This window comes from Bacteroides sp., from assembly GCF_052357945.1.
In the GTDB taxonomy this organism is placed as follows: domain Bacteria; phylum Bacteroidota; class Bacteroidia; order Bacteroidales; family Bacteroidaceae; genus Bacteroides.
On sequence record NZ_DAWCXD010000070.1, the window covers coordinates 1 to 25372 of the forward strand.

Here is a 25372-nt window from a genome sequence, read left to right on the forward strand (position 1 = left end):
GAGCATAACCTTGCCAAGGTTAGGGTCGCGAGTTCGAGTCTCGTTTTCCGCTCTTTCTTTGAAAGGATGCTCGAATGGTGGAATGGTAGACACGAAGGACTTAAAATCCTTTGGCCATTGCGGCTGTGCGGGTTCAAGTCCCGCTTCGAGTACGAGTATTCTTTATAAGGCTTCATGAATCAATGATTCATGAAGCCTTTTTATTTTTATGGGTGTATAATATACATTTTATTTATTTTCTGGAAAGCTCTATATGATAGCTGCTTGGAAGAAATAAACCAAAAAAGAGTTATAATATTTTTTTATTGTGTTATTAATCTTTTATTTTGCTTTTAGATTATGATTTATAATATTATATTAAAATCATTCCTTAGACCTAAATATATGTAATATTTGATTTAACCGCTAACGCTGAAAAATACTAGAGAGATGGAGAATAATGACAGGCAGATTGAATTAAAGTTTCAGAGGTTTTTCACTGTGAATTTTCCAAAGGTAAAGAACTTTGCTCAAATGCTGTTAAAATCGGAAGCGGATGCAGAAGATGTGGCTCAAGATGTTTTTTGTAAGCTCTGGTTGCAGCCTGAGTTGTGGCTGGATAATGATAAAGAACTAGACAATTATATTTTTATAATGACTAGAAATATAGTTCTGAATATCTTTAAACATCAACAGGTAGAACAGGAATATCAGTCGGAAGTTATAGAGAAGACTCTTCTTTATGAATTAACAGAAAAGGAAGAGATCTTGAATAACGTGTATTATAAGGAGATGTTGATGATTATTCAGCTCACTCTGGAGAAAATGCCGAAGCGTCGGAGGTTGATATTCGAACTTAGTCGTTTCAGGGGATTAAGTCATAAAGAAATAGCTGATAAACTCGATGTTTCTATCCGAACAATAGAGCATCAGGTTTATTTAGCATTGATAGAATTAAAGAAAGTACTTCTCTTTTTTATTTTTTTCTCCAATATTTTTAAGTAGTGTGTATGTAGTAGTTGTATTTAGTATATAAAGCCCAAAAAAGAAAGAAAAAGATTCATGAAAAATTATATTCAACAACTCGTAGAATTATTCGGCCATAATAGCTATTCAGCCGGAACACAGAAGAAAGTGCAACAGTGGTTGGCTGATGAGGAGCATGTTGATGAAAAGAGTGAGGCTCTTCGTGAGCTTTGGAAACAAGCAGGAGAGCAGAAAGTGCCTGATGGCATGCAACAATCAATACAACGAATGCGGCAGAATCTGGGAATGCAGTCTATCACTTCACGTAGAAATTACCAGTTGCTTATATGGAGAGCTGCAGCTATTTTCTTGTTAGCAGTCTCATCCGTTTCTATTTATTTGATGTTGGAAAAGGAACGGCCGGAAAAAGATTTAGTTGAATGCTATATACCGACAGCGGAAATTCGTGAACTTACATTACCGGATGGTACATATGTCATGCTGAATTCGAAGAGTATACTACTATATCCGGAAAAATTTACAGGAGAGACTAGAAGTGTATATTTGATTGGTGAGGCTAACTTTAAAGTGAAACCGGATAAGAAGCATCCTTTCATTGTAAAGGCCAATGATTATCAAGTTACTGCTTTAGGTACTGAATTTAATGTAAATGCTTATCCGGAAAATAGCGAGCTGATGGCTACTTTGCTGGAAGGTAGTGTGAAAGTTGAATTCAATAACTTGCTGTCCAATATTATTTTAAAGCCTAATGAACAGTTGGTATATGACAAACATACGAAAGCACACAATCTGCGGATGCCTGAGATAGATGATGTGACGGCATGGCAACGTGGGGAATTGGTTTTTAGTAATATGTATCTGGAGGATATTTTTACAAGTCTTGAACGCAAATTTCCTTATGCTTTTGTATATAGCCTTCATAGCTTGAAAAAGAATACATATAGTTTCCGCTTCTCCAAACAGGCGAATCTGGAAGAAGTTATGAAGATTATATCGCAAGTTGTAGGAAATGTAAACTATGTTATCAAGGGAAATAAGTGCTATGTAACTAGTAAAGAATAAATATATTGTAGAACCTTTTAAATTTAATACGTAATGCAAAAAAATACCCGGAAGGAATGGCCGTTCCTCCCGGATATGAAATCAATCTCTTTTAATATTAGCGTAATATTGACGCTATTCTGAATGATCCTAGAATAATAACCAATTAACTAATACTAAAGATGCTACAAATCTACGAAAAAATAGCAGAAAAAATAGCTCATAAGCGGGTCTTTCTCACTTTTTTAAGTCTTATTCTTATACAGACTTTCGCTTTGGCTCAAAATGATAGTAAAATAACTATCCAGCAAAAGAACATCACTGTCATTGATGCCTTAAAAACTGTGGAAAAACAGTCCAAAAAGTCTATAAATTATAGTGATTCCGAATTAAAAGGAAAAGTAATAGCCCAGTTAAACTTGCGGAACGCATCCCTCGAAACCGCACTTGATACCATCTTAAAAGGGACGGGCTTTTCATTCCAGATTCAAGGTAACTACATCATAATAGCTGAAAAGAAGCCTGTAGTTGCACAAACCCTTAAAAATATCAAAGGAAAGGTTACTGATGAAAGCGGTGAACCGTTGATTGGAGTAAATATATCTGTGGATGGTAGTTCTACAGGTACGATTACCGATTTCGATGGTAACTTTACGATCAAGGCGGCAGAGAAATCTATTCTCAAAGTATCTTATATCGGATATGCTGCACAGATAATTCCTGTTTCCAAGAAAGATTTCTATCCGGTTGTAATGAAGCAGGATACAGAAGTGCTCGATGAAGTTGTTGTGACGGCATTGGGTATCAAACGTGCAGAAAAGGCGTTGTCTTACAATGTACAACAAGTCAAGGGAGATGCTTTGACTACGGTAAAAGATGCTAACTTCGTAAACTCGCTGAACGGTAAGATAGCCGGAGTGAGTATTAACAAAAGTGCTAGTGGAGTTGGTGGTGCGACACGTGTTGTAATGCGTGGTGCAAAATCTATTGAAGGTGATAACAATGCTTTGTATGTGGTGGACGGTATTCCTTTGTTCAATACCAATATGGGAAATACCGACAGTGGTATTATGGGTGAAGGTAAGGCCGGAACAGAAGGAATCGCCGACTTCAATCCCGAAGATATTGAAAGTCTTTCTGTTTTGAGTGGTCCTTCGGCTGCTGCGTTGTATGGTAGTAGTGCCGCTAACGGTGTAATTTTGATTACCACTAAAAAAGGAAAAGAAGGAAAACTTTCAGTGCAGTTCTCTTCTTCTTCAGAGTTCAGCAAAGCTTATATGACTCCTGAGTTTCAAAATACGTATGGTAACAAAAAAGATATGTATGAAAGCTGGGGTGAGAAACTGTTGACTCCTACAAGTTATGATCCTAAGAAGGATTTCTTTAATACCGGAACAAACTTTATTAATTCGGTTACGTTGACCACCGGGACGAAATCGAATCAGACTTTTGCTTCTGTTTCTTCTACCAATTCCAAAGGTATTGTGCCTAATAATGAATATGAACGTTTGAATTTCACAATCCGTAATACGGCAACTTTCCTTAATGATAAATTACAACTCGATTTAGGTGCGTCGTATGTGAAACAGAAAGACAAGAATATGGTATCGCAAGGACAATATTGGAATCCGGTGATGGCCGCCTATTTGTTCTCTCGTGGTGAAGACTTTGATGGAATTAAGTCATTCGAACATTTCGATGAAAGTCGCCAACTTCCGGTTCAGTATTGGCCGGTGGCAGATCCGGTATATGCTTCACAGAACCCTTACTGGACTGCTTATCGCAATGTAGCTACGAATGAAAAGAGTCGTTATATGTTCAACGTAGGGTTGACTTATAATATTACCGATTGGTTGAATGCGACAGCCCGTTTCAGAATGGATGACACACATGTATTGTTTGAACGCAAGATTTACGCTTCATCCGACGATAAATTTGCGGAAGGAAAGAAAGGACTGTATGGGTACAATAACTATGAAGACCGTCAGGAATATGCCGACTTTATGTTGAACGTAAATAAACATATAGCTGATTTCAGTATTTCTGCCAATGCGGGTTGGAACTATTCTAACTATTGGGCATTGGAGAGAGGATACAAAGGGACATTATTGGGAGTGCCCAATAAATTTGCGGCTTCTAATATCGATCCGGCTAATGGTCGTATCTCAGAAAAGGGTGGTGATAGTCGTGTACGTAATCATGCTGTTTTTGCCAATTTGGAACTTGGTTGGAAGAGTATGCTTTATTTGACGCTGACCGGACGTAATGACTGGAATTCACGTTTGGTGAATACCGATGAAGAATCTTTCTTCTATCCCTCAATCGGTCTGTCCGGGATTATTTCCGAGATGGTCAAATTGCCCGAATTTATCTCTTACCTGAAAGTTCGTGGTTCGTATACGGAAGTCGGTGCGCCTGTATCCCGTTCGGGACTGACTCCGGGTACGGTAACTACCCCTATTGTGGGTGGTGCATTAGATCCTACCGGTATCTATCCGTTTACTGATTTCAAGGCAGAACGTACAAAGTCATACGAATTTGGATTAAGTCTGAAGTTGTGGAATAAATTAAGTGCGGAGGTAACCTACTATCATTCTAATACATACAATCAGACTTTCTTGGGTGATCTTCCGGAATTTACCGGATACAAGCAGATTTATTTGCAGGCCGGTAATGTGGAAAATCGTGGTTGGGAGGCTTCATTAAGCTATTCCGATCAGTTTAAGTTCGGATTAGGAATCTCTTCAACATTGACATTCTCTCGTAATATAAACGAGATTAAGGAGATGGTTGAAAACTATCATACGGATTTGATGGATGAACCGATTAATATTCCGGAGGTTTTGAAGGATGGTGGTCGTGTCATCTTGAAAGAAGGCGGAAGTATCCACGATATTTATGCCAACACCTTCTTGAAGAAAGACCACCTGGGATATGTTGAGGTAAAGAGCGACGGAACCTTTGGAATGGAAAAGGGGGAACCTGTTTATTTGGGAAAAACTTCTCCTGACTTTAATATGGGATGGAGTAATATGTTGACATACAAAGGCTTTGGACTCGGATTCCAAATCAACGGGCGTTTTGGTGGTGTGGTGACCTCTTCTACAGAGGCATTGCTTGATCGTTACGGTGTGTCCAAACGTTCGGCTGAGGCTCGTGAAGCGGGAGGCGTATTGTTGAAGGGACAAGGTCTGGTAGATGCGAAGTCTTATTATCAGATGACAGGTACGGGAAATTATGAAACTTCCGGTTACTATGTATACAGTGCCACCAATATTCGTTTGCAAGAACTTACCTTTAGCTATACTATGCCTAATAAGTGGTTTGGTAACGTGTTGAAAGATGTTACAGTTTCGTTTATAGCCAACAATCCTTGGATGTTGTATTGCGAAGCTCCGTTCGATCCGGAACTGACTCCTTCCACTAGTACTTACGGACAAGGTAATGATTATTTTATGCAACCGAGTGTTCGTAGCTTTGGCTTCGGTATTAAATTTAAATTATAATACACCTTCTTTATTATGAGAAAAATGAATCATTTTAAACTATTAGCGGTGATATGCGCAATGGCGCTATTTGCCTCATGCAATTTTGAAGAAATCAATACCAACCAATTTGAGATGAGCGACGGAGAAGGTGCGATGGATGGTTTTGAAGTCGGAGGGCTGATTACAGCTATGCAACGGACAGTGATTCCCGTAGGCACACAGGCTGATGATACAGATGTTATCAATGAGTATCAAATAGCTTATCATCTGTCGGCCGATAATTGGAGTGGATTTTTTGGTGAGAACAACAGTAACGGTTGGAACGCAGGTAGTAACAATACTACTTATTATTTGTTGGACAATTGGATAAAAGCGACCTATACACAGTCTTATACCAATGCTCTTGATCCTTGGAAGAAATTGAAAATAGCGTCCGAGAAAAATGGTACGCCCGAAGTCTTTGCTTTGGCTCAAATTCTGAAGATTTCTGCTTGGCACAAGACACTTGAAAGTTTCGGTCCGATGCCTTATTCTCATGCGGCGGACGCTACAATGAACATTCCGTTCGATTCGGAGAAAGAGGTGTATACGGCGATGTTTGAAGAATTGACCGCAGCCATTGAAGAATTAACAGAAAAGGCGGAGAATGGGGTGAATGTAATGGGCGCTTATGATGCGGTATATGCCGGAGATGCTACCAAATGGGTGAAATACGGCAATTCGCTGATGCTTCGTTTGGCTATGCGTGTCCGCTTCGCTGATGCGGAACTGGCGAAAAAGTATGCTACTCAAGCAGTAAATCATTCTATCGGCGTGATGACGGCTAAGGATGATGCGGCTCAAATGAGTCAAGGAGCGGGTATGACTTTCCGCAACAATATTGAATGGCTGGCAGGCAACTATAATGAAGCTCGTATGGGTTCTTCCATCTTTTCTTATCTGATGGGATATGAAGACCCGCGTTTGAGTGTTTATTTTTTGCCGATGGATGGTAATGCCTCTTATGGTGTTGAGGCTTTCGACGGAAAAACATATCAAGCGGTGCCGGCAGGGCATGCCAATGCGCAGAATGATATCTACAAATCTTGCTCAAAGCCCAATATTCAAAGTGGAACTCCTACATATTGGCTGCGTGCATCGGAAGTTTATTTTTTGCGTGCGGAAGCAGCTTTAGTGTGGGAAGGTTTCGGCAGTGCGGATTCATGGTATAAACAGGGCATTGATATGTCTTTTCAGGAGAATGGTGTGACCGATCCTGTAGACGATTATATGAATTCCAATTTGTCACCTCGGGCATATGTTTTTTCCCATTATCAGTATGGGCAAACACTTTCTGCTCCGTGTGAGACTACTGCCAAGTTTGAAGGAACAACAGAGCAGAAGTTGGAAAAAATTATGATTCAGAAGTGGATTGCTTTGTTTCCTAACGGACAGGAAGCGTGGACGGAATGGAGAAGAACCGGTTATCCGAAGTTGAATGTCATTAAGACTTTGAAAGGAGCAGTGCAAGGCGCAACTCTTGAGGGCGGTATTCGCCGTATGATTTATCCCACTAGTTTTTCTCAGACTAACGAGGGAAAGGCTATTTATGAAGCAGCCTTGAAGTTGTTCAATAACGGTGCAGGTGGCGAAGATAAGTCTTCTACCCGTTTGTGGTGGGATTGTAAGAGATAACCTACATGTATCATTTTAATACAGATGAAGAATATGAAATCATTAAGAAAATTGTTATATATTATTCCATTGACAGGCATGATGGTAACTTCTTGCATGGATGTGGAGAATATTGAGATAGACCATATAGGCGGGTATGCCACAATGAACAATGCGGAGAGTGAGGCATATTATGCCAATCTGCGCGCCTATAAGGCGACTGCTTGGAATTACAATCGTCCCGTAGCTTTCGGATGGTATTCCAATTGGGCGCCTGCTGGAGCTTATCGAAGAGGATATCTCTCTGCTATGCCCGATAGTATGGATTTTGTTTCAATGTGGAGTGGCGCTCCAGGACGTTATGAAATCACTCCGGAGCAGAAGGCAGATAAAGAGTTTGTGCAAAAGGTGAAAGGAACGAAACTGTTGCAGGTAAGTCTGCTTTCTTATCTTGGTAAGGGTGCGACACCAAATTCGGTATACCTCGAAGTGGAAAAACAAGCGGAGGAAGAAGGTTGGTCAGCGGCTCAATTGGAAACGGCGAAGAAACAAGCCCGTTGGAAATATTGGGGATTTGAAGGTCAGTTTGAAAGTGAAAACCATTATGCATGTCTGGCGAAGTTTGCCAAAGCTCTGTGCGATTCTTTGTATGCAAACGAATGGGACGGTTATGATGTAGACTGGGAAATCGGTAGTGGTGTGTTTGATATGGATGGCACATTGAGTCAGAATAAGCATTTGATTCATTTGGTTAAAGAGATGAACAATTACATTGGTCCGAAAAGCGATCCGGAAGGTAAAGGACATAAAATGATCTGTATTGATGGAAATATTTATGGGCTTACCCATGAATTGGATGAGTATGTCGATTATTGGATTATACAAAGTTATGGTAGTTCCAATCCCGGTTTTGATGGTTATGGCGTTGATCCTAAGAAAATAATCTGCACAGAGAACTTTGAAAAGTATGCCACTAATGGAGGTCAATTGCTGAAGCAGGCTGCTGCTATGCCGCGAGAAGGTTATAAAGGTGGAGTAGGAGCTTATCGCTTCGATAATGATTATGACAATACGCCAAATTATAAATGGATGCGTCAGGCTATTCAAATCAATCAGCGGGTTTTCAATGAATGGAAAGCGAAACAAAACGAAGCGGCAAATAAACCGCAGGAATAAGTGGACTTATAAAATTCTAAAACAGTAAAAAGATGATGAATAAACATATATTCTATTATTTGATGGTAGGTAGTATGGCGTTATTGTTGGGCGCTTGCAACGACAGCATGAATGACCTGCTGGAGCCTAAGGTTTATTTCGAAAGCAAGGAATATAATTTCTCGGTGGAAGATGAAATGGATGTAATGACATTTGATCTGGTTTCAAGACTCTCGTCAGCAACTTCCTCTCAGGTAGACGTATCATATAGTGTAGCCGAACCAAGTGTAGTAGACGAATACAATGCAAAGTATGGCACAAATTATGAGATGCTTGATGTTTCGCAGGTAAAGCTAAGCAGTACGACATCTTCTATTTCGAGTGGAAAATTGTATGCGGATAATGTAGAAGTCGAACTTTCCGGGTTAGAAGCTTTGAAAGCCGGGAACTCGTATGTTTTGCCTATGCGGGTGCATTCGTCTTCGGTGTCGACTCTTTCCGGAACAAACATTGCATATTTCTTTTTCTCCAAACCGTTGAAAATTACCAAAGCTGGTAACTTCAGTAATCACTATATTTCTGTGAAGTTTCCTGTCGGTACTTTCTTCTCGTCATTCACTTACGAAGCATTGATTAATGTGGATTATTTCCTCGATAATAATACGATTATGGGAACCGAAGGTGTGATGATCCTCCGTATCGGTGATGCGGGAGGAGGAATTACTCCTAAAGATTATTTGGAAGTGGCCGGAAGACAGAACTACCATGTAACGAAACCGTTGTTAACAAATCGTTGGTATCATGTAGCGTTGACTTATGATCAACCGACAGGAAAAACAGGCATTTATGTAAATGGTGAGAAATGGGCTGGTTCAGATTGGGATATTGACGGTTTTGATCCGAATTCGGATATGGGTTTTTATATTGGTAGAATCTATGGTTTCAAATGGGGTGAACGTCCATTCCATGGTAAAATGAGTGAAGTCCGTGTTTGGAGTGTAGCCCGTACGGAAAATCAACTTAAGCAGAATATGCTGGGTGTTGACCCTGCTTCAGAAGGCTTGGCACTTTATTATAAACTAGACGGATCGGAGACTCAGGAAGGTGGAGTTATCAAAGATGCCACAGGGCGTATAAACGGTACTACAAATGGAATTACTATTAAGACGTTGGATGCTCCGATAGCTATCAATTAATGGAACACACAAATTTGTGAGAGATTTTGCTCTTTGCATTTTTGAATATGAGTGAAAGCCTGCTTACTGAAAAGATAATATTCTTTGGGTAAGCAGGTTTCTTTTATTTATGTTTGTTTTATGAAGAAGTTACTATTTATCCTGTTTATATCTTTTCCATCTAAATGTTTTCTCCAGTACCTCAGAAGGAAGATTAATGCTGACGTGCAAATTATAATCAGGGCATTTCTTTTCTTCTTTATAAGAAAAAGGTATTTTAGCCAAATTTAAATTTTCTCTAAAAAGTTTCCTTTTTATGAGTAAAATGTATTTCTTTGCAGCGTTTAATACTTATGGATATACTGGAATGGCTCAAATCAACTTCAACTCGATATATACTGCTTATTATAGGAAAGCCTTCCTATTTACCTTGTCCTATGTCCATAATGATTTAGTAGCAGAAGATATTGTATCAGAAGCCATTATCCATTTATGGGAACTAAGTAAAGAACGGGAAATCCCAAGTGTTGAAGCGATTTTGATTACTTATATTCGCAGCAAATCACTCAATTACCTGAAACATATACAAGCACAGGAGAATGTTTTTCAAACTTTGCTTGATAAGGGACAGCGTGAATTGGAAATTCGTATATCAACATTGGAAGCCTGTGACCCGAAGGAAATATTATCAGAGGAATTACGGGCAAAAGTGCATGCATTACTAGAGAGTATGCCGGAAAAAACTCGTACTGCTTTCATCCGCGATCGTCTGGATGGAAAATCCCATAAAGAAATAGCCGAAGAACTGGGCATTAGTGTAAAAGGAGTAGAATATCATATCAGCAGAGCAGTTAAAATGCTGCGTGATAATCTAAAAGATTATGCTCCATTCCTTTTCTTTTTCATCTGAAAAGAAGGAAAAGGCCTCCTTGTTTGCTATTTTTTTAAGCACTAACAAAAAAATCACATTTCTTACTAGGGAATCTCTTTAGTGAGTGGTATTCTTAATGAAAGGGGAAATAATCCCCCTATTCTCATAACTTATAAATTATTTATTGTATGGATAAGGAATTACTATTAAAATATATTGCAGGCAAGGCATCCCAAAAGGAAAAGGAAGACGTTGTTACATGGATTGATGCAGATGCAGCCAATCTTAAAGAATTCATTTCTCTTCGTAAGAGTTATGATGCATTCATCTGGCAAGACACAGACGCATTCTCAAAGAAGACAAAAAAGACAATTTCATTGCATCCTGTTACACAACGAATCTTGCGGATTGCGGCAGTATTTGTTGTAGCTTTCGGATTAAGTTATGCAATGATACAGGCTCTCCAAAAAGAGGATATAGAAATGCAGACTGTTTACGTTCCTGCCGGACAACGCACATTGGTGACACTTGCTGACGGAACTACAGTATGGGTGAATGGGAAAAGTACATTAACTTTCCCGAATCGTTTTTCTTCCCGTACACGTAAGGTGGAACTTGACGGAGAAGCCTATTTTGATGTTCGGAAAGATCCGGAAAAACAGTTTATAGTCTCTACGGCTCACCAGTCTGCCATAAAAGTTCTGGGCACAAAGTTCAATGTAAAGGCATACAAAGAAGCCGATGAGGTAATTACTACATTAGTTGAAGGAAAAGTTAATTTTGAATTTAACAACGCTAGTCAGCAACCGCAGTATATTGTGATGGCTCCGGGACAGAAGCTGGTCTATTATTTTCAGGATGGAAAGACTGAACTCTATACAACTTCCGGTGAAAGGGAGCTTTCATGGAAAGATGGCAAAATCATTTTCCGGCAGACCTCTCTACGGGATGCACTGGATATCTTAGCGGATAGATACAATGCTGAATTTGTCGTTCGGGAGAATGTTCCTCATGACGACTCATTCTCCGGTACATTTACCAACCGGAATCTAGAACAGATACTCAATTTTATCAGTGTCTCTTCAAAAGTACGTTGGCGTTATCTGAACAATAATGGAACTGCCGGTAAAGAAAAGATAAAAATAGAGATATTTATTTAGTATTGGAAAATATAAAACCTTAAAAACAAAACTTATTGCCATGAAAAACAAAGATCCTTAAAGACAAAAATACGGGACGATATTGGCCGTATCTTCCCGTATGAGCCTCAGTAATTGTGAACTACTTGTTTGCAGACAAGTATAACTACCAATTTTCTAATTAAACTCGTTACAAATCTATGCAAAATTATTGTATCGTCCAATTTCTTGGAGGATTAAAGTCGCTTAGACGAACCTTAAAAGAAATATCATTGGCTATGAAATTACTATTAATGCTGCTCGTTTGTTCTGTTGGGCTGACTTATGCGTCTGACGGATATGCACAAAGAAACTCTATTTCGTTGAACGTGAAGAACAGTACTATCGAAGAAGTGCTGCACACGATTGAACGTGAATCTGGATTCGGCTTTTTTATTAACAGCAAGAATCTGAATCTCAATCGCCGGATAACGGTTTCCGTATCGGATAAAAATATTTTTCAAGTACTGAAGCAAGTCTTTGAAGGTACCAATATTGAATATAAAATACTGGATAATCAAATTGTACTGACAGCTAAGGAAACGGAAGTTGCCCAGCAAAAGGTACAAAACGTTAAAGGTACGGTAGTTGATAAAAATGGAGAACCGCTAATTGGCGTTTCCATTGTGGAGAAAGGAACTACTAACGGAACAGTGACGGATCTTGATGGAAATTATACGTTGACTGTTCAGACTGCCAATCCGGTGTTGTTATTTTCATATGTGGGTTATCAGAAAAAAGAACTGCCTGTTGTCGGTTCGGTCTTGAATGTTACTTTGGAAGATGATTCGCAAGTGTTGAACGAAGTAGTGGTCACCGCCCTTGGTATTAGAAAAGAAGCGAAAGCACTTTCTTATAATGTGCAGGAAGTATCTGCCAGTGAAATTGTTGGTGTTAAAGATGCCAACTTTGTAAACAGCTTGTCCGGTAAAATAGCCGGTGTGGTTATCAATTCCAGTTCATCTGGTATAGGTGGCGGAGCAAAGGTGGTGATGCGTGGTGCAAAATCTCTTTCCGGAAATAATAATGCATTGTATGTAATTGACGGCATTCCGATGCCTTCATTAGAAACGACACAGCCGGATGACTTTATGACTGGTATGGGGCAGTCCGGTGACGGTGCTTCCATGATTAATCCCGAAGATATTGAAACGATGTCTGTATTAAGTGGTGCTGCCGCTTCTGCACTTTATGGAAGCGATGCTGCTAATGGGGTTATTATGATTACCACGAAAAAAGGTACGAAAGATAAACTCCGTGTCAGTTATGCTAACAACACCTCGTTCTTCAATCCGTTTGTAACTCCGGAGTTTCAAAATACTTATGGTGCAACGACAGGTGAACTGAAAAGTTGGGGGCAGAAAATGGGACAACCCAGTAATTACGATCCGTTAGATTTCTATCAGACAGGATGGAATGAAACTAACTCGTTGACTATCAGTAATGGTAATGAGAAGAACCAGACATTCCTTTCTATGGCTGCTACCAATGCAGCGGGCATTGTTCCGAATAACACGTTGGATCGTTACAATTTCACGATCCGGAATACAACTAGTATGCTCAATGATCGTTTACGCCTTGACTTGAGTGCTAGCTATATGAACGTACGTGAACAGAATATGGTATCACAGGGTCAGTACTTTAATCCGATAGTGCCGGTCTATCTGATGTCACCGAGCTACAGCCTGGATATGCTTCAACAGTTCGAAATGTATAATGAGACTCGTAACTTCAAGACACAATATTGGCCGTGGGGTAATCAAGGGATTGCTTTGCAGAATCCCTATTGGATTGTCAACCGCGACAATTTTGTCAATCATAAGAATCGTTTTCTTATAAGCGGGGGCTTGAACTTTGAAATCACTAAAGGTATAACATTAGGTGCACGTGCTAAAATGGATTATACCTCGGCTCTGTTTGAAAAGAAATATTCGGCATCTACCGATAATATCTTTTGCCAGGACTTTGGTGGTTATTACAAAGGCGATGCCTCTACCCGTCAGCTTTATGGTGATGTGATGTTGAATATAGATAAATATTTTGGTGATTTCTCATTAACAGCTACGCTGGGAACCAGCATTCAAGATGTCAACTACCAGTATTTCGATGTCGGTGGTAGTTTGAACTCGGTAGCCAATAGCTTTACAACGCTTAATTTGATGCAGTCTACCGTGAAGTTTCAGCAAGATGGTTATCATGACCAGACGCAGTCTATTTTTGCTACCGCACAGTTAGGATGGAAAAGCAAACTTTATTTGGATGTAACTGGGCGTGTCGACTGGTCTTCTGCTTTGGCATGGACCGATGCGAAGTCAGTCGCTTATCCATCGGTAGGTCTTTCCGCAATTCTGACTGAACTGTTGCCTATCAAGAACGATGTGTTTACTTTCTTGAAAGTGCGTGGCTCGTATAGTGAGGTAGGAAATGCTCCTACACGTTATATTGCTTATCAGACCTATCCGTATGAGTCGGCTTCTCCCACGACAGCTACTACGTATCCTAACACAGATATTAAGCCGGAACGTACCAAGGCGTGGGAAGTCGGTTTGCAGTCTCATTTTTGGAACGATAAATTGGAGTTGAACGTATCTTTATATAAGACATCGACCTACAACCAATTGTTCAATCCTTCACTCCCTTCATCTTCCGGTTATTCTTCCATTTATATCAATGGTGGACAAGTGGATAACAAAGGTATTGAAGTCAGTCTGACATTGAATCAGCCTCTCGGACCGGTGAAATGGAACTCTACGTTCACTTACACTCTCAATCGCAACAAAATTAAAAAGTTGTTGAAGCCGACCACTCTGTCAGGCGGAGAAGTTGTTAGCCAGGACATGATGGATCTTGGGGGGCTTGAAATCGTGAAGTCACGTCTTTTTGAGGGTGGTTCTATCGGTGACTTGTATGTGACTGCTCTTCGCACAGACCATCACGGATATATTGACGTGGATTATGTCAATAATACAGTGGCTATCGACGACAAAGCCGGTGAACGTAAGGATGGTTGGATTTATGCTGGTAATTCTCAAGCTAAATACATGATGGGATGGCGTAACTCCTTCTCTTGGAAAGGGCTGACATTGAGCTGTTTGATTAATGCTCGTATCGGTGGTGTTGTTGTTTCGCAGACCCAAGCATTGATGGATGCTTACGGTGTTTCCAAAGCTACGGCTACGGCGCGCGATTTAGGATATGTATTGATTGACGGTCACGAAGTGCCAGCCGTGCAGAAATATTACAGTACTGTGGGAAGTGGTGTAGGCTCGATGTATGTCTACAGTGCTACAAATGTACGTCTTGCAGAATTGTCTCTCGGCTATGATGTTCCCGTTCAAAAGATAATTCCTTGGATTCAGAGCATGAACGTCGCCTTCACCGGACGCAACTTGTTCATGTTCTATTGTAAGGCCCCTTATGATCCTGAACTGACGGCAAGTACAGGTACACACTTCAGCGGTATGGACTATTTTATGTTGCCGAGCCTGCGTAATTTAGGCTTCTCTGTTAAACTTAACCTCTAAAGAATCGACAAGATGAAACAGATATCAAAATATATAAAAGTTGTCAATGGTGTGTTGCTTGCCGGAGGCTTGCTGCTTACAGCCTGCACCAGCCATTTTGAAAGTTGGAATATTAATCCGAATGAGGTAACTCCGGAGCAGATGGAACGCGATAACCTTAAAACGGGAGCTTACTTTACACAGATGGAGAGGGGCATTTTTGTGGTAGGTAAGGACAAAGGCGGTTTGTTTGAGGAAACTCAGATACTGACCGGTGACATATTTGCCAGCTACTTTGCTCCTGTCAAGACGTGGGATTATGCCGGAACAGAAGATAACGACTGTTATAAACTTTATCGCCAATGGTATAATTCACCGTTCAATAATGCTTATACCGAAGTGATGCAGCCGTGGCAAAGCATCGTAGAGAATACCGATGAGGTTTCACCTGCACGTGCTTTGGCTACTATTGTCAAGGTGTTTGGTATGAGTCGTATTACGGATAAGTATGGTCCCATTCCTTATTCTAAGTTTGGTACAGGTATTCATGTGGCTTATGACAGCCAGAAGGATGTGTATTATCGCTTCTTTGAAGAATTGGCAGATGCCATTGATGTGCTTACTGGTTATAACAGCCGAACGTCCGAACCTTATATGGAACGTTATGACTATATTTATAATGGTAGAGTAGAGAAGTGGATAAAGTTTGCCAATACACTCCGTCTCCGTTTGGCAATGCGTATTTCTTATGTGGATGAGACAAAAGCCCGGACAGAAATAGAGGCTGCAATTGGTCACAGTATAGGACTGATGACGTCTGTTGATGATAATGCGGTTTTAAAACAGTCTGCCTCGTTTACTTTCATCAATGAGTGGTGGGAAGCATTTGAAAGTTTTAATGATTTTCGCATGAGTGCTACTATGGATTGTTATTTGAAAGGTTTGCAAGATCCGCGTTTGGCATGTTACTTTAAGGCTGCGGTGAAAGATGGAGCATATCATGGAGTCCGGAATGGACAAACTAGCCGTAATCAAGGAACATTGTCGGAGGCTGCTTCCAGTATGAATGTGGAACAAAACGATAATATAGAGTGGATGGGCGCCGCTGAAACTTATTTTTTACTGGCAGAAGCTAAATTGCGTTTGAACTTGGGGGACAAGACCGTGCAGGAGTATTATGAAGAAGGTGTGAGAATTTCTTTCTCTTCCAAAGGTGCTACGGGGGCAGATACTTACCTCGCGGATGATACTAATGTACCGGCTACGTCTTTTGTAGATCCGACAACCGGACGTAGTACTGATGTAAGCAGTATGGTTTCAAACTTGACTGTGAAGTGGAACGATAATGCTGCTGAAAGCAAGAAACTGGAGCGTATTATGGTTCAGAAATGGATTGCTCTTTTTCCTGACGGGCAGGAGGCATGGAGTGAGATGCGTCGTACAGGTTATCCGGGAATTGTTACTATCAATTCGAATCGTTCCGGTGGTGAAGTGCCTGAAGGAGAACTTATTAGCCGTCTGAAGTTTCCGACAACAGAGTATTCAGACAATGGCGAGAATACGCAAGCTGCTGTCTCCCTATTGAAGGGTACGGACATTGCCGGTACACGTCTTTGGTGGGATGTAAAAAGGTAATCAGATATATAATGTAGAACAATCTAACTAAGTAATTAGAATATGAAAACAATGAAATACTTATTGGTCGCGCTAGCCACAGGCAGCTTGATGGCTGCGTGTAACACGGACATCGAATCGTTGACCATTCAGCGACCGTTGACTTACGACGACCAGTACTACCAAAACCTGCGCGATTACAAAGCAAGCGACCATGAAATAGCTTTTGGATGGTTTGCGCAGTATGGAGCTCAAAACTCAGCGGCTGTTCGATTTATGGGATTGCCCGACAGTCTCGATATTTGTTCTATGTGGGGTGGTATTCCTGCAAAGGAAAATACTGAGATATGGGACGAAATTCGTTTTGTGCAGAAAGTGAAAGGCACCAAAATGCTCTGCGTGGCAATTACACGTATTGATGCGGAAACTGACGAACACGATTTTAAGAAGGCTTACAATGAAGCAAAGGCAATGCCGGAGGGTGATGAACGAACCGCTGCACTTAATCGTTCCTTTGAAATGTATGCTGAATATTTCCTTGACCAGGTGTTCCTGAATGACCTTGACGGCTTCGATGCCGACTATGAACCGGAAGGTGACTTTTTGAGTGATTCAAATTTTGAGTACTTCTACAAGCATATGGCTAAATATATGGGACCGAATCCGGATATCACTAGAGAAGAGCGTCTACAACTCATTGAAGAGCGTTATGGTAAAGAGATAGCCTCGCAGGAAGGCATTTGTGACAAAATGTTGAATATCGACCAGACATCTACTAGTATGACAAGTCTTGTTCCATATAGTAATTATTGTTTCCTTCAGGCGTATAGTGGTGGAACTGGCGCTGGTGGATGGCCTGATGAAAAGGTGGTATACTGCTGTAATATGGGTGACGGCTGGCAGGGTGATATGCAGTCCATGTACAATCAGGCACGTTATAAACCGGCGAATGGCAAACGCAAAGGAGGTTTTGGAGCATTTTTTATCCATCGTGACTATAATGTACACGAATACAATCCTGAGCCTTACTATCGGTTCCGTCAATGTATCCAAATACAGAATCCGGCAGTCCATTAATTAACTTTTTAATGAAAGATGACTATGAAAAATAGAAAGAATCTGTTTTATATAAGTATGTTCGCCATCTGTGTGCTTGTTTTTACTGCCTGTGGCGATGATGAGACTTACGATGTCTATGGAGATCCGTATAATAGAGTGTACGTTTTGGATAATTCCAAGGAGTATAAGATAGTACAGACTCCCATCAGTACAGTCAGTAATGTAGATTTCACATGGGAAGCAAAATGCTCAAAGAAAGCGAGTGGTGACATTAGAGTAACGGTAGCGGTTGATAACTCCTTGATTGATGCTTATAATGAAGAACATGACACCGAGTTTGAAGCCTTGCCTGTTGAGGCTATTGTACTGGAGAATAAAGAAATGACTATTCCTGCAGGAGAAATGGTAGTGGCAGACGCTGTACATCTAAAATTGACTGATGACGTGAATGTTCTCTCTACTCTTAAGAGTGAAAAAGGATATATTGTTCCTTTGCGTCTTGCTTCGGCAGAAGGTGGTAATTCGCAGTTGAGCACTAATATGCTGGCGCCTTCTTTCTTGACTATTACTGTGACCGAGGATAATATGAATCATGAAGCTACCCAATATACAGGTACTGGTACATTAGTGGCAGACCAAACAGGATGGACCGCTACCACCAATGGAACTGTTCAGTCTTGGTATGAACCGATTGAAGCCATTTTTGATGGAAATTATGAAACTTATTGTTCTATCTCTAATCGGTCGGGTGAGCTTTTGCTGGATATTGATATGGGGAAAGCATATTCTTTTGATAGTATCAAAATGACAAGTTCCGGATATGATTATGAAACCTGGACTGAAAAAGAGGTCGGTGCGTTCAGTGCCGGTATGACTGTCAGCACAAGTGATAATGGTACGGATTGGAAAACACAAGGAGAAATTGAACGTAATGCCGAAGATTGTGTTTTCTATGCTCCGTTGACTGCCCGATATATTCGGATAACTGTTCCGAATGCCGGTGGTTGGTATGGTGCATCTTTGGAATGTGGTGTATTTAATGTTTATGCTAAATAATAATTGAAGTTATGAAGAAATATACGCTCTTATCTTTATTTGCTTTGTTGCTTTGTGTGTCAGGTTGCAAGACTGAACCTGATTACAGCGATGCTGTCTATATGACTGGCACGTTGACTTCTTCAAATGTGAAATTTCTCGTTGAGGGGCAGTCTACATTAGGTTTGACCGTGACTTCAACCGATAAGACGGACACTGATGTGAAAGTTGGTGTGCAGGTGGCTCCTCAGCTACTTGAGTCTTTTAATGCCTCTACCGGTCGTAACTGCCAAATGCCTCCCGAAGGTAGTTATAGTTTTGAAGGTGGTGAAGTGGTGATTCCAGCAGGGCAGAACCAGTCTACGCAAATCAAGATAACTGCTGATTCCGAAAAATTACAGGAGGGGGTATCCTACTGCCTTCCTGTATCTATTACCTCTGTGTCAAATAGCGATCTGAAAGTGATGGAAACTTCCCGTACCGCTTATGTTATGTTGACTAAGGTTATCAATATCAAGGCTGCTTATCTGGCACGTCGGGGATATTTTAATATTCCTTCGTTCGGTGATCAGGAAAAAAGTCCGGTGAAAGCACTCGGACAGATGACATTAGAAATGAAGGTACTTCCAGTATCCTTCCCTGTCGGTTCTGAAAGAAGTGCTAATGGCATCAGTTCGTTGTGCGGATGCGAAGAAAATTTCCTCTTCCGTTTTGGTGATGGTGCCGGTAATCCTGTGAATAAATTGCAGTTCGTGAAAGGCTCTATCGGTTCGGCTTCACATCCCGACAAGAAAGACCATTATGAATCGTGGGTAGAGAAAGAGTTTCCTACAGGGCATTGGTTGCACTTTGCTGCCGTATACGACGGTCAGTATTTACGTCTTTATTTGGATGGTGAGCAGATTCACTTCGTAGAAACTAAGAATGGCGGAACCATTAACTTGAGTATGGCTTATGACGGTCATACATGGGAAGACACTTTCTCCATCGGTCGTTCTGCAGGTAACGCACGTTTCTTTGATGGTTACATCAGTGAATGTCGTGTGTGGAACGTAGCGCGTACATCCGCACAGATTGAAGATGGTGTTTGTTATGTAGACCCAACTAGTGAAGGGCTCATAGCCTACTGGCGTTTTGACGGTGAAACGCAGGATGATGGTACGGTGCTTGATATGACTGGTCATGGTCACAATGCTGTGCCCGGTGGAACTATCACCTATGTAGACAACCAGAAATGTCCGTTCTAAAAGAGGTAAAATAGAGGTTATTCTTTTGTACGATGAAGTCTGCTGTCGAATCGGTTTTGCTGCAAGGTATTACGAGGGGATGGCGGACTTCTCTTTTAAATAGCTAAGTTTATAAAAAATAGTTATGCTAAATAGAATTTGTAAATCACTACTGTTTACGGCTATGATGACAGGAGTTTCTTATTCCTTTGCACAGCAACTTCCGGCAGTAGCCTATAAAAATCCGACTTTACCGGTAGAAACAAGAGTAGCCGACTTACTATCCCGTATGACGTTAGAAGAAAAAGTCGGTCAGCTTCTTTGTCCTTTGGGGTGGGAGATGTATGAAATCAAAAGAAACGATGTTTTTCCTTCTGATAAATTCAAGCAACTCATAAAAGACAGAAAGGTCGGTATGCTTTGGGCAACCTATCGCGCCGACCCGTGGACAAAGAAAACATTGTCAACCGGATTGAATCCCGCTTTGGCTGCAAAGGCCGGAAATGCCTTGCAAAGGTATGTAATAGAGAATACCCGTTTGGGAATTCCCTTATTCCTTGCCGAAGAAGCACCGCACGGTCACATGGCAATTGGTGCAACCGTTTTTCCAACTGGAATCGGAATGGCTGCTACCTGGTCGCCCCAACTTATCCGTGAAGTAGGAGAAGCAATCGGCAAAGAGATACGTTTGCAGGGTGGACATATCAGCTATGGACCTGTGCTCGATTTGGCTCGTGACCCGCGTTGGTCTCGTGTAGAAGAAACCTTTGGTGAAGATCCGGTATTGACGGGTGAAATAGGAAAAGCGATGGTGGAAGGATTAGGAGGCGGTGATTTGTCATATCCATACAGTACATTAGCTACCCTCAAACACTTTCTCGCCTACGGTATTTCGGAAAGCGGACAGAACGGAAATCCCTCTTTTGCCGGTATACGTGAGCTGCACGAAAACTTCCTGCCACCGTTTAGGCAAGCTATCAATGCCGGAGCATTATCAGTAATGACTTCTTATAATTCGATGGATGGTGTTCCCTGCACAGCCAATCACTCTCTGTTGACCGAACTTCTTCGGAATGAATGGAAATTCAGAGGAATCGTCGTTTCTGATTTATACAGCATAGAAGGTATTCATCAAAGCCATTTTGTTGCGCCTACTATGGAAGAAGCAGCAGTTCTTGCATTATCAGCCGGAGTAGATGTGGATTTGGGAGGCGATGCATATATGAATCTGATGAATGCTGTAAACACAGGTCGTATCAGTAAAACAGCACTTGACGCTTCTGTCGCCCGTGTTCTACGGTTGAAATTTGAGATGGGGCTGTTTGAAAATCCTTATGTAGATCCTGAAAAAGCAAAGAAAGAAGTGTGCAGTGAAGAATCTGTAACTTTGGCACGCCGGGTAGCACAAGCTTCAATCACGTTGTTGAAGAATGAGCACTCTTTGCTTCCGTTGAACAAAAATAGGGAAGTAGCATTAATCGGACCTAATGCAGATAATCGCTATAATATGTTGGGGGATTATACCGCTCCGCAGGAAGAAGAAAATATAAAGACTGTCTTGGATGGAATCAGGACCAAACTTTCTTCGTCGCAAGTGGAATATGTGAAAGGCTGCTCCATTCGTGATACTGTGACAACTGATATTGAACAGGCCGTTGCAGCCGCCCAGCGTTCCGAAGTCATTATTGTCGTAGTGGGAGGTTCCAGTGCCCGTGATTTCAAGACCAGTTATAAAGAAACGGGTGCGGCCATTGCCAATGAAAAGACGATCAGCGATATGGAATGTGGCGAAGGGTTCGACCGCGCAACACTCTCTTTGTTAGGAAAGCAACAGGAACTGCTCAAAGCCTTGAAAGCTACCGGAAAGCCATTGATAGTCGTTTATATTGAAGGCCGTCCCTTGGATAAAAACTGGGCATCAGAAAATGCAGATGCAGTATTAACCGCTTACTACCCGGGACAAGAAGGAGGAATTGCGATTGCCGATGTTTTATTCGGTGATTTTAATCCGGCAGGACGATTGCCATTCTCTGTGCCCCGTTCCGTCGGACAGATTCCACTCTATTATAATAAGAAAGCTCCTCAAAGCCATGATTATGTAGAAATGTCTGCTTCTCCGCTTTATCCTTTCGGATATGGTTTGAGTTATACTTCTTTTGATTACTCGGATTTACATCTGTCAGCCGTGGCGCCACGCTCTTTCGAAGTTTCATTCAAAGTTCGGAACACAGGAAAGTACGACGGTGAAGAAGTAGCTCAACTTTATTTGAGAGATGAATATGCTTCAGTAGTGCAACCGTTGAAGCAATTGAAACATTTCGCACGTTTCTATTTGAAGCGTGGTGAAGAACGGGAAGTGAAGTTTATTTTATCCGAAGAGGATTTCTCGCTTGTCGGTCGGAATTTAAAGAGGATTGTGGAGCCGGGAACTTTTCAGATAATGATTGGTGCTGCTTCCGATGACATAAGATTACAGACGAAAGTGGAGATAAAATAGGAGATACTTCGCAAGGAGGAGTAGATAAGGATACAACTATCCGGAAAAACCAGATAGTTTAAAAAGAAGGTAATCGGATGAAATTAAATAAGATTACCTCTATTCATCTATGAAACCAAAATATCAAATTTAGATCTCATAATGATTTGTACCTATTTTATTGTCATACTGTCAGGATTATATTCAAGTAGATGAATATCAACGTTCTATCACCTGACAATAATCATTGATAATAGGCTGACAATAAAATATCCAGACTTTTATTGTCAGCCTTACTTTTATCTCTTATGGTAGCTTTATAACCTGATAAACAGTACCTTTATAAGTATGCTTCGAAGGAATACCGCATTTTTGCAGCAATCTCCCGAAGTGATATACTTTGTTATCAGACAATGACATACCGCTTTTCTTCTTCAGATAATTCAATATTTCGACCGGAGTAAGAAATTCCCCTTCCTCTTTCGTTTGCGCAGTCTTGAAATACTGGTAAAACAATTGCAACATAGCCGGTGTCTGCTCAAACTCACGGTTGTTTTCAGTCATAATCTGCTCATCCTCACTGTCAAACCAGTAGCGTTCGCCATGATAAATTTCGTGCATGGCTTGTGCATAAAGCTGTTCATAATCTATCGGCTGTGTAGTGTCGATGTTTCCCGTCACTTCAATACAAATGAAACGGCGGCTTCCCGAAGGATCAGTCAGCAAATCCTTCTGATTGCTTGTACCGATAAATGAAGCATACCGTTGCAATTCAAGTACCGAGCGACCGTGCGGTTTCCGTAGATTGACCACAGGCTTTTGAAGAATATGTTTCAGAAATCCTTGTTGTGGCAGCGTTATCTGGTCAAACTCATCGATATTGATGAGCGCAAACCGATTCAGATACAGTTCTGCATCTCGTTTATGGCTGAAATCAATGCTGTCTGTATAGTAAGCGCGAAGCGCAGGCGGAATCATTTCACGGCAGAAAGTTGATTTATGAGTTCCCTGTCGGCCCACTAATATGGGCGACGTATTGTTCGCGTGCATTTTATCTACTCCTCTCCAATGTGAAACCATATTCAGGAACCAACGGTGGAAAAGCAATTCCCAATGCGGATTTTTGCAAGGGACCCTGTTTGCCAAAGCATGAATACGGTCTTTGCCGTCCCAATGAGGCAGATGAAACAGGAACTCTTCCAACGGATTGTAGATCGGCACACGGTTGGAATGTAAGTATCGGTCTATGTCCCTGTCCCATACGCCAATACCTTCGGATTGGGCATCAAGCATGATACTGTTTTGTGCCCGTTTGTCGATGGAATGAAAATAAAACTGAAACGAGAAACGCTCCCGGTATTCCACTTCCCCGATCTGCGTATTATAACGGAACTCATAACGGCGATTCATAAATTCGTCCATCTGCAGGCTAAGGCGTTGCTCTTTAGTCAGGCAGTTGCTTTTGGGCACTCCCTTACATTCCTTGTATACGTTTCTTATCATTTCGCGTATCAGCATCGGATTTTTTCTTTTGTAATAACGCATGATGGTCCGTCGGGTTACCTCCTCTTCCGGGATGCCGGAGTAGTAACAATTTTCGGCAAGCGGGACTACTAACGTTTGCAAATCATGATCGTTCCGATGCCAGTCTGTTTCCATTTCTTCGAATGTTTTCCGCAATGCTGCTTCATAAAGCAATGCTACTGTATCTTCCGTGTCATACCCCGGCAGTGCTCGATTCAGTGGAGATGCTTCAGTGCTCGATTTCTCATGATAAGTCATCTCGCCGGGCATACCGATGGGTTGTGAAAGATAGAAAGGTACAGGAGTGGGACGGTAAATCAAGTTCGGATCATAACTAAGACGTGAGAATTGTTCCAGTTTCGGCTCTTTTAATAGAATGTTGAAGGGAAGTTGAGGCTGATAACATTTAATGGCAAGCCGGTAAGCATGTGCCTGAAACACTTCGGCTTCTTCCGTAGTTTGCGGTAAAGTGCCGTCCGGACGGGTGAAGCAAGTCCATATCTTGACGCTTTTACCACTTGCTCCCATAAAAGCCAGCATTGTTTGGGGAAGTTCGGCTGCCTTTTGCTTCACGATTTCCACTTCTATCTTTCCGGCTAGCGGACCAATGGTCAGTTCTACAATGCCATTGTAGGTTTTCATTCGCTTCACTCCGTTCACTCGCCCGAAGGCTGCTGCGGGAATCACTCGTGGTAGTTTGTTGGCGAGGGAACAAGGCTCGTCGGGTAGAACAAAATGCAGGGCCTGACGTAATCCGGTTACCGGACGGAGCTTGGTTTCTTTTTTCATTTTTTCTATCAGCAGGTCGATGTCTGTCACGCTTAGTGCCTCCGTATCTCCGTTTTCCCTGATTTGTGTAATCTTCATTTTTCTTCTCTTGATATTTAATGAGAGTAAGTGTTTGTTATTGGTTTCAAAGGTACGGATAAGGTACTTGTAAAACAAACTATTTGCGCTTTATCGCGATAAAGAATGTGCTTTCTTGTTATACTCTATTCAAGAAGGCGGACTTGAAACATTAACAAGTAAGTAAAGATATGCTCGCCACTGTGTATTGTTGCATAAAGACACCGTTATTCGTACGTTAACTTACCGGTATTGGTAGTTCGCCACGGCCGTGACGAGATCTTCCCACGGCCGTGGTAGGAATTCGTCACGGCTGTGGAAAGAAGTCACCACGGCCGTGGGAAGGTAAAGATACCGTAGCTTTAGCCGAACAATACTTATTGATTAAGTAAAAGATACCGGATGCATAGTCTTCATTTAATAGGGGGGACATTTGCTTTATAGCGAGCTGATTTTTAAATATACAGGAATTAGGGGATTAGGATGAAATCTTTTATTAAATAACAAGCTGACAATAAAAGTACGATCTTTTTATTGTCAGCCTATTGTCATAGCTTATTGT

15 protein-coding genes and 1 tRNA gene are annotated in these 25372 nt (G+C 41.3%); 15 read left to right on the plus strand and 1 reads right to left on the minus strand.

Annotation, left to right across the window (positions count from 1 at the left end):
* The first annotated feature begins 68 nt into the window (after positions 1–68).
* The 15 genes from ACT8YW_RS13425 (at position 69) to ACT8YW_RS13495 (ending at position 22461) form a co-directional block, all read left to right on the plus strand.
* Positions 69–152 (plus strand) — tRNA-Leu (locus tag ACT8YW_RS13425).
* Between the two features lie 277 nt (positions 153–429).
* Positions 430–984 (plus strand): RNA polymerase sigma-70 factor, encoded by a 555-nt coding sequence (locus ACT8YW_RS13430; protein ID WP_004310495.1) that lies wholly within the window; start codon positions 430–432, stop codon positions 982–984.
* Positions 985–1041: 57 nt separating this feature from the next.
* Positions 1042–2028, plus strand: a complete 987-nt coding sequence (locus tag ACT8YW_RS13435; RefSeq protein ID WP_004314637.1) for a FecR family protein — start codon at positions 1042–1044, stop codon at positions 2026–2028.
* A 161-nt stretch (positions 2029–2189) separates the two neighbouring features.
* Positions 2190–5513, plus strand: a complete 3324-nt coding sequence (locus ACT8YW_RS13440; RefSeq protein WP_444105515.1) for a TonB-dependent receptor — start codon at positions 2190–2192, stop codon at positions 5511–5513.
* Positions 5514–5528: 15 nt separating this feature from the next.
* A complete protein-coding gene (locus tag ACT8YW_RS13445; protein ID WP_049701767.1) occupies positions 5529–7169 on the plus strand; it encodes a SusD/RagB family nutrient-binding outer membrane lipoprotein in 1641 nt (546 codons plus the stop codon).
* A 33-nt stretch (positions 7170–7202) separates the two neighbouring features.
* Entirely contained in the window at positions 7203–8324 is a 1122-nt protein-coding gene (locus tag ACT8YW_RS13450) for a glycoside hydrolase family 18 (RefSeq protein WP_049701768.1), read from the plus strand.
* 32 nt (positions 8325–8356) lie between these two features.
* Positions 8357–9499: a DUF1735 and LamG domain-containing protein gene (locus tag ACT8YW_RS13455; protein WP_444105517.1), complete on the plus strand. Its 1143-nt coding sequence runs from the start codon at positions 8357–8359 to the stop codon at positions 9497–9499.
* A 295-nt stretch (positions 9500–9794) separates the two neighbouring features.
* Positions 9795–10388, plus strand: coding sequence for an RNA polymerase sigma-70 factor (locus ACT8YW_RS13460; RefSeq protein ID WP_444105519.1), 594 nt, complete (start codon positions 9795–9797; stop codon positions 10386–10388).
* A 149-nt stretch (positions 10389–10537) separates the two neighbouring features.
* Entirely contained in the window at positions 10538–11509 is a 972-nt protein-coding gene (locus tag ACT8YW_RS13465; protein ID WP_444105521.1) for a FecR family protein, read from the plus strand.
* Between the two features lie 179 nt (positions 11510–11688).
* Positions 11689–15051, plus strand: coding sequence for a SusC/RagA family TonB-linked outer membrane protein (locus ACT8YW_RS13470; protein ID WP_444105523.1), 3363 nt, complete (start codon positions 11689–11691; stop codon positions 15049–15051).
* A 12-nt stretch (positions 15052–15063) separates the two neighbouring features.
* Entirely contained in the window at positions 15064–16665 is a 1602-nt protein-coding gene (locus ACT8YW_RS13475) for a SusD/RagB family nutrient-binding outer membrane lipoprotein (protein ID WP_444105525.1), read from the plus strand.
* A gap of 42 nt (positions 16666–16707) precedes the next feature.
* The gene (locus ACT8YW_RS13480; protein WP_444105527.1) at positions 16708–17721 is read left to right on the plus strand and encodes a glycoside hydrolase family 18; all 1014 of its coding nucleotides are present in this window, start codon (positions 16708–16710) and stop codon (positions 17719–17721) included.
* Between the two features lie 24 nt (positions 17722–17745).
* Positions 17746–18759, plus strand: a complete 1014-nt coding sequence (locus ACT8YW_RS13485; RefSeq protein ID WP_444105529.1) for a BT_3987 domain-containing protein — start codon at positions 17746–17748, stop codon at positions 18757–18759.
* Positions 18760–18770: 11 nt separating this feature from the next.
* The gene (locus tag ACT8YW_RS13490) at positions 18771–19985 is read left to right on the plus strand and encodes a DUF1735 and LamG domain-containing protein (protein ID WP_444105531.1); all 1215 of its coding nucleotides are present in this window, start codon (positions 18771–18773) and stop codon (positions 19983–19985) included.
* Between the two features lie 124 nt (positions 19986–20109).
* Positions 20110–22461, plus strand: coding sequence for a glycoside hydrolase family 3 N-terminal domain-containing protein (locus ACT8YW_RS13495; RefSeq protein ID WP_444105533.1), 2352 nt, complete (start codon positions 20110–20112; stop codon positions 22459–22461).
* Positions 22462–22746: 285 nt separating this feature from the next.
* Here the strand turns inward: ACT8YW_RS13495 and ACT8YW_RS13500 are convergent, their stop codons facing one another.
* Entirely contained in the window at positions 22747–24831 is a 2085-nt protein-coding gene (locus tag ACT8YW_RS13500) for a BT4734/BF3469 family protein (RefSeq protein ID WP_444105535.1), read from the minus strand.
* Between the last annotated feature and the right edge of the window lie 541 nt (positions 24832–25372).

Coding starts and splice junctions, on each gene's coding strand:
- ACT8YW_RS13430 (WP_004310495.1), top strand. CDS start 430: ATGGAGAATAATGACAGGCAGATTGAATTAAAGTTTCAGAGGTTTTTC.
- ACT8YW_RS13500 (WP_444105535.1), bottom strand. CDS start 24,831: ATGAAGATTACACAAATCAGGGAAAACGGAGATACGGAGGCACTAAGC.
- ACT8YW_RS13490 (WP_444105531.1), top strand. CDS start 18,771: ATGAAGAAATATACGCTCTTATCTTTATTTGCTTTGTTGCTTTGTGTG.
- ACT8YW_RS13460 (WP_444105519.1), top strand. CDS start 9,795: ATGAGTAAAATGTATTTCTTTGCAGCGTTTAATACTTATGGATATACT.
- ACT8YW_RS13435 (WP_004314637.1), top strand. CDS start 1,042: ATGAAAAATTATATTCAACAACTCGTAGAATTATTCGGCCATAATAGC.
- ACT8YW_RS13480 (WP_444105527.1), top strand. CDS start 16,708: ATGAAAACAATGAAATACTTATTGGTCGCGCTAGCCACAGGCAGCTTG.
- ACT8YW_RS13475 (WP_444105525.1), top strand. CDS start 15,064: ATGAAACAGATATCAAAATATATAAAAGTTGTCAATGGTGTGTTGCTT.
- ACT8YW_RS13465 (WP_444105521.1), top strand. CDS start 10,538: ATGGATAAGGAATTACTATTAAAATATATTGCAGGCAAGGCATCCCAA.
- ACT8YW_RS13455 (WP_444105517.1), top strand. CDS start 8,357: ATGATGAATAAACATATATTCTATTATTTGATGGTAGGTAGTATGGCG.
- ACT8YW_RS13485 (WP_444105529.1), top strand. CDS start 17,746: ATGAAAAATAGAAAGAATCTGTTTTATATAAGTATGTTCGCCATCTGT.
- ACT8YW_RS13440 (WP_444105515.1), top strand. CDS start 2,190: ATGCTACAAATCTACGAAAAAATAGCAGAAAAAATAGCTCATAAGCGG.
- ACT8YW_RS13450 (WP_049701768.1), top strand. CDS start 7,203: ATGAAATCATTAAGAAAATTGTTATATATTATTCCATTGACAGGCATG.
- ACT8YW_RS13445 (WP_049701767.1), top strand. CDS start 5,529: ATGAGAAAAATGAATCATTTTAAACTATTAGCGGTGATATGCGCAATG.
- ACT8YW_RS13470 (WP_444105523.1), top strand. CDS start 11,689: ATGCAAAATTATTGTATCGTCCAATTTCTTGGAGGATTAAAGTCGCTT.
- ACT8YW_RS13495 (WP_444105533.1), top strand. CDS start 20,110: ATGCTAAATAGAATTTGTAAATCACTACTGTTTACGGCTATGATGACA.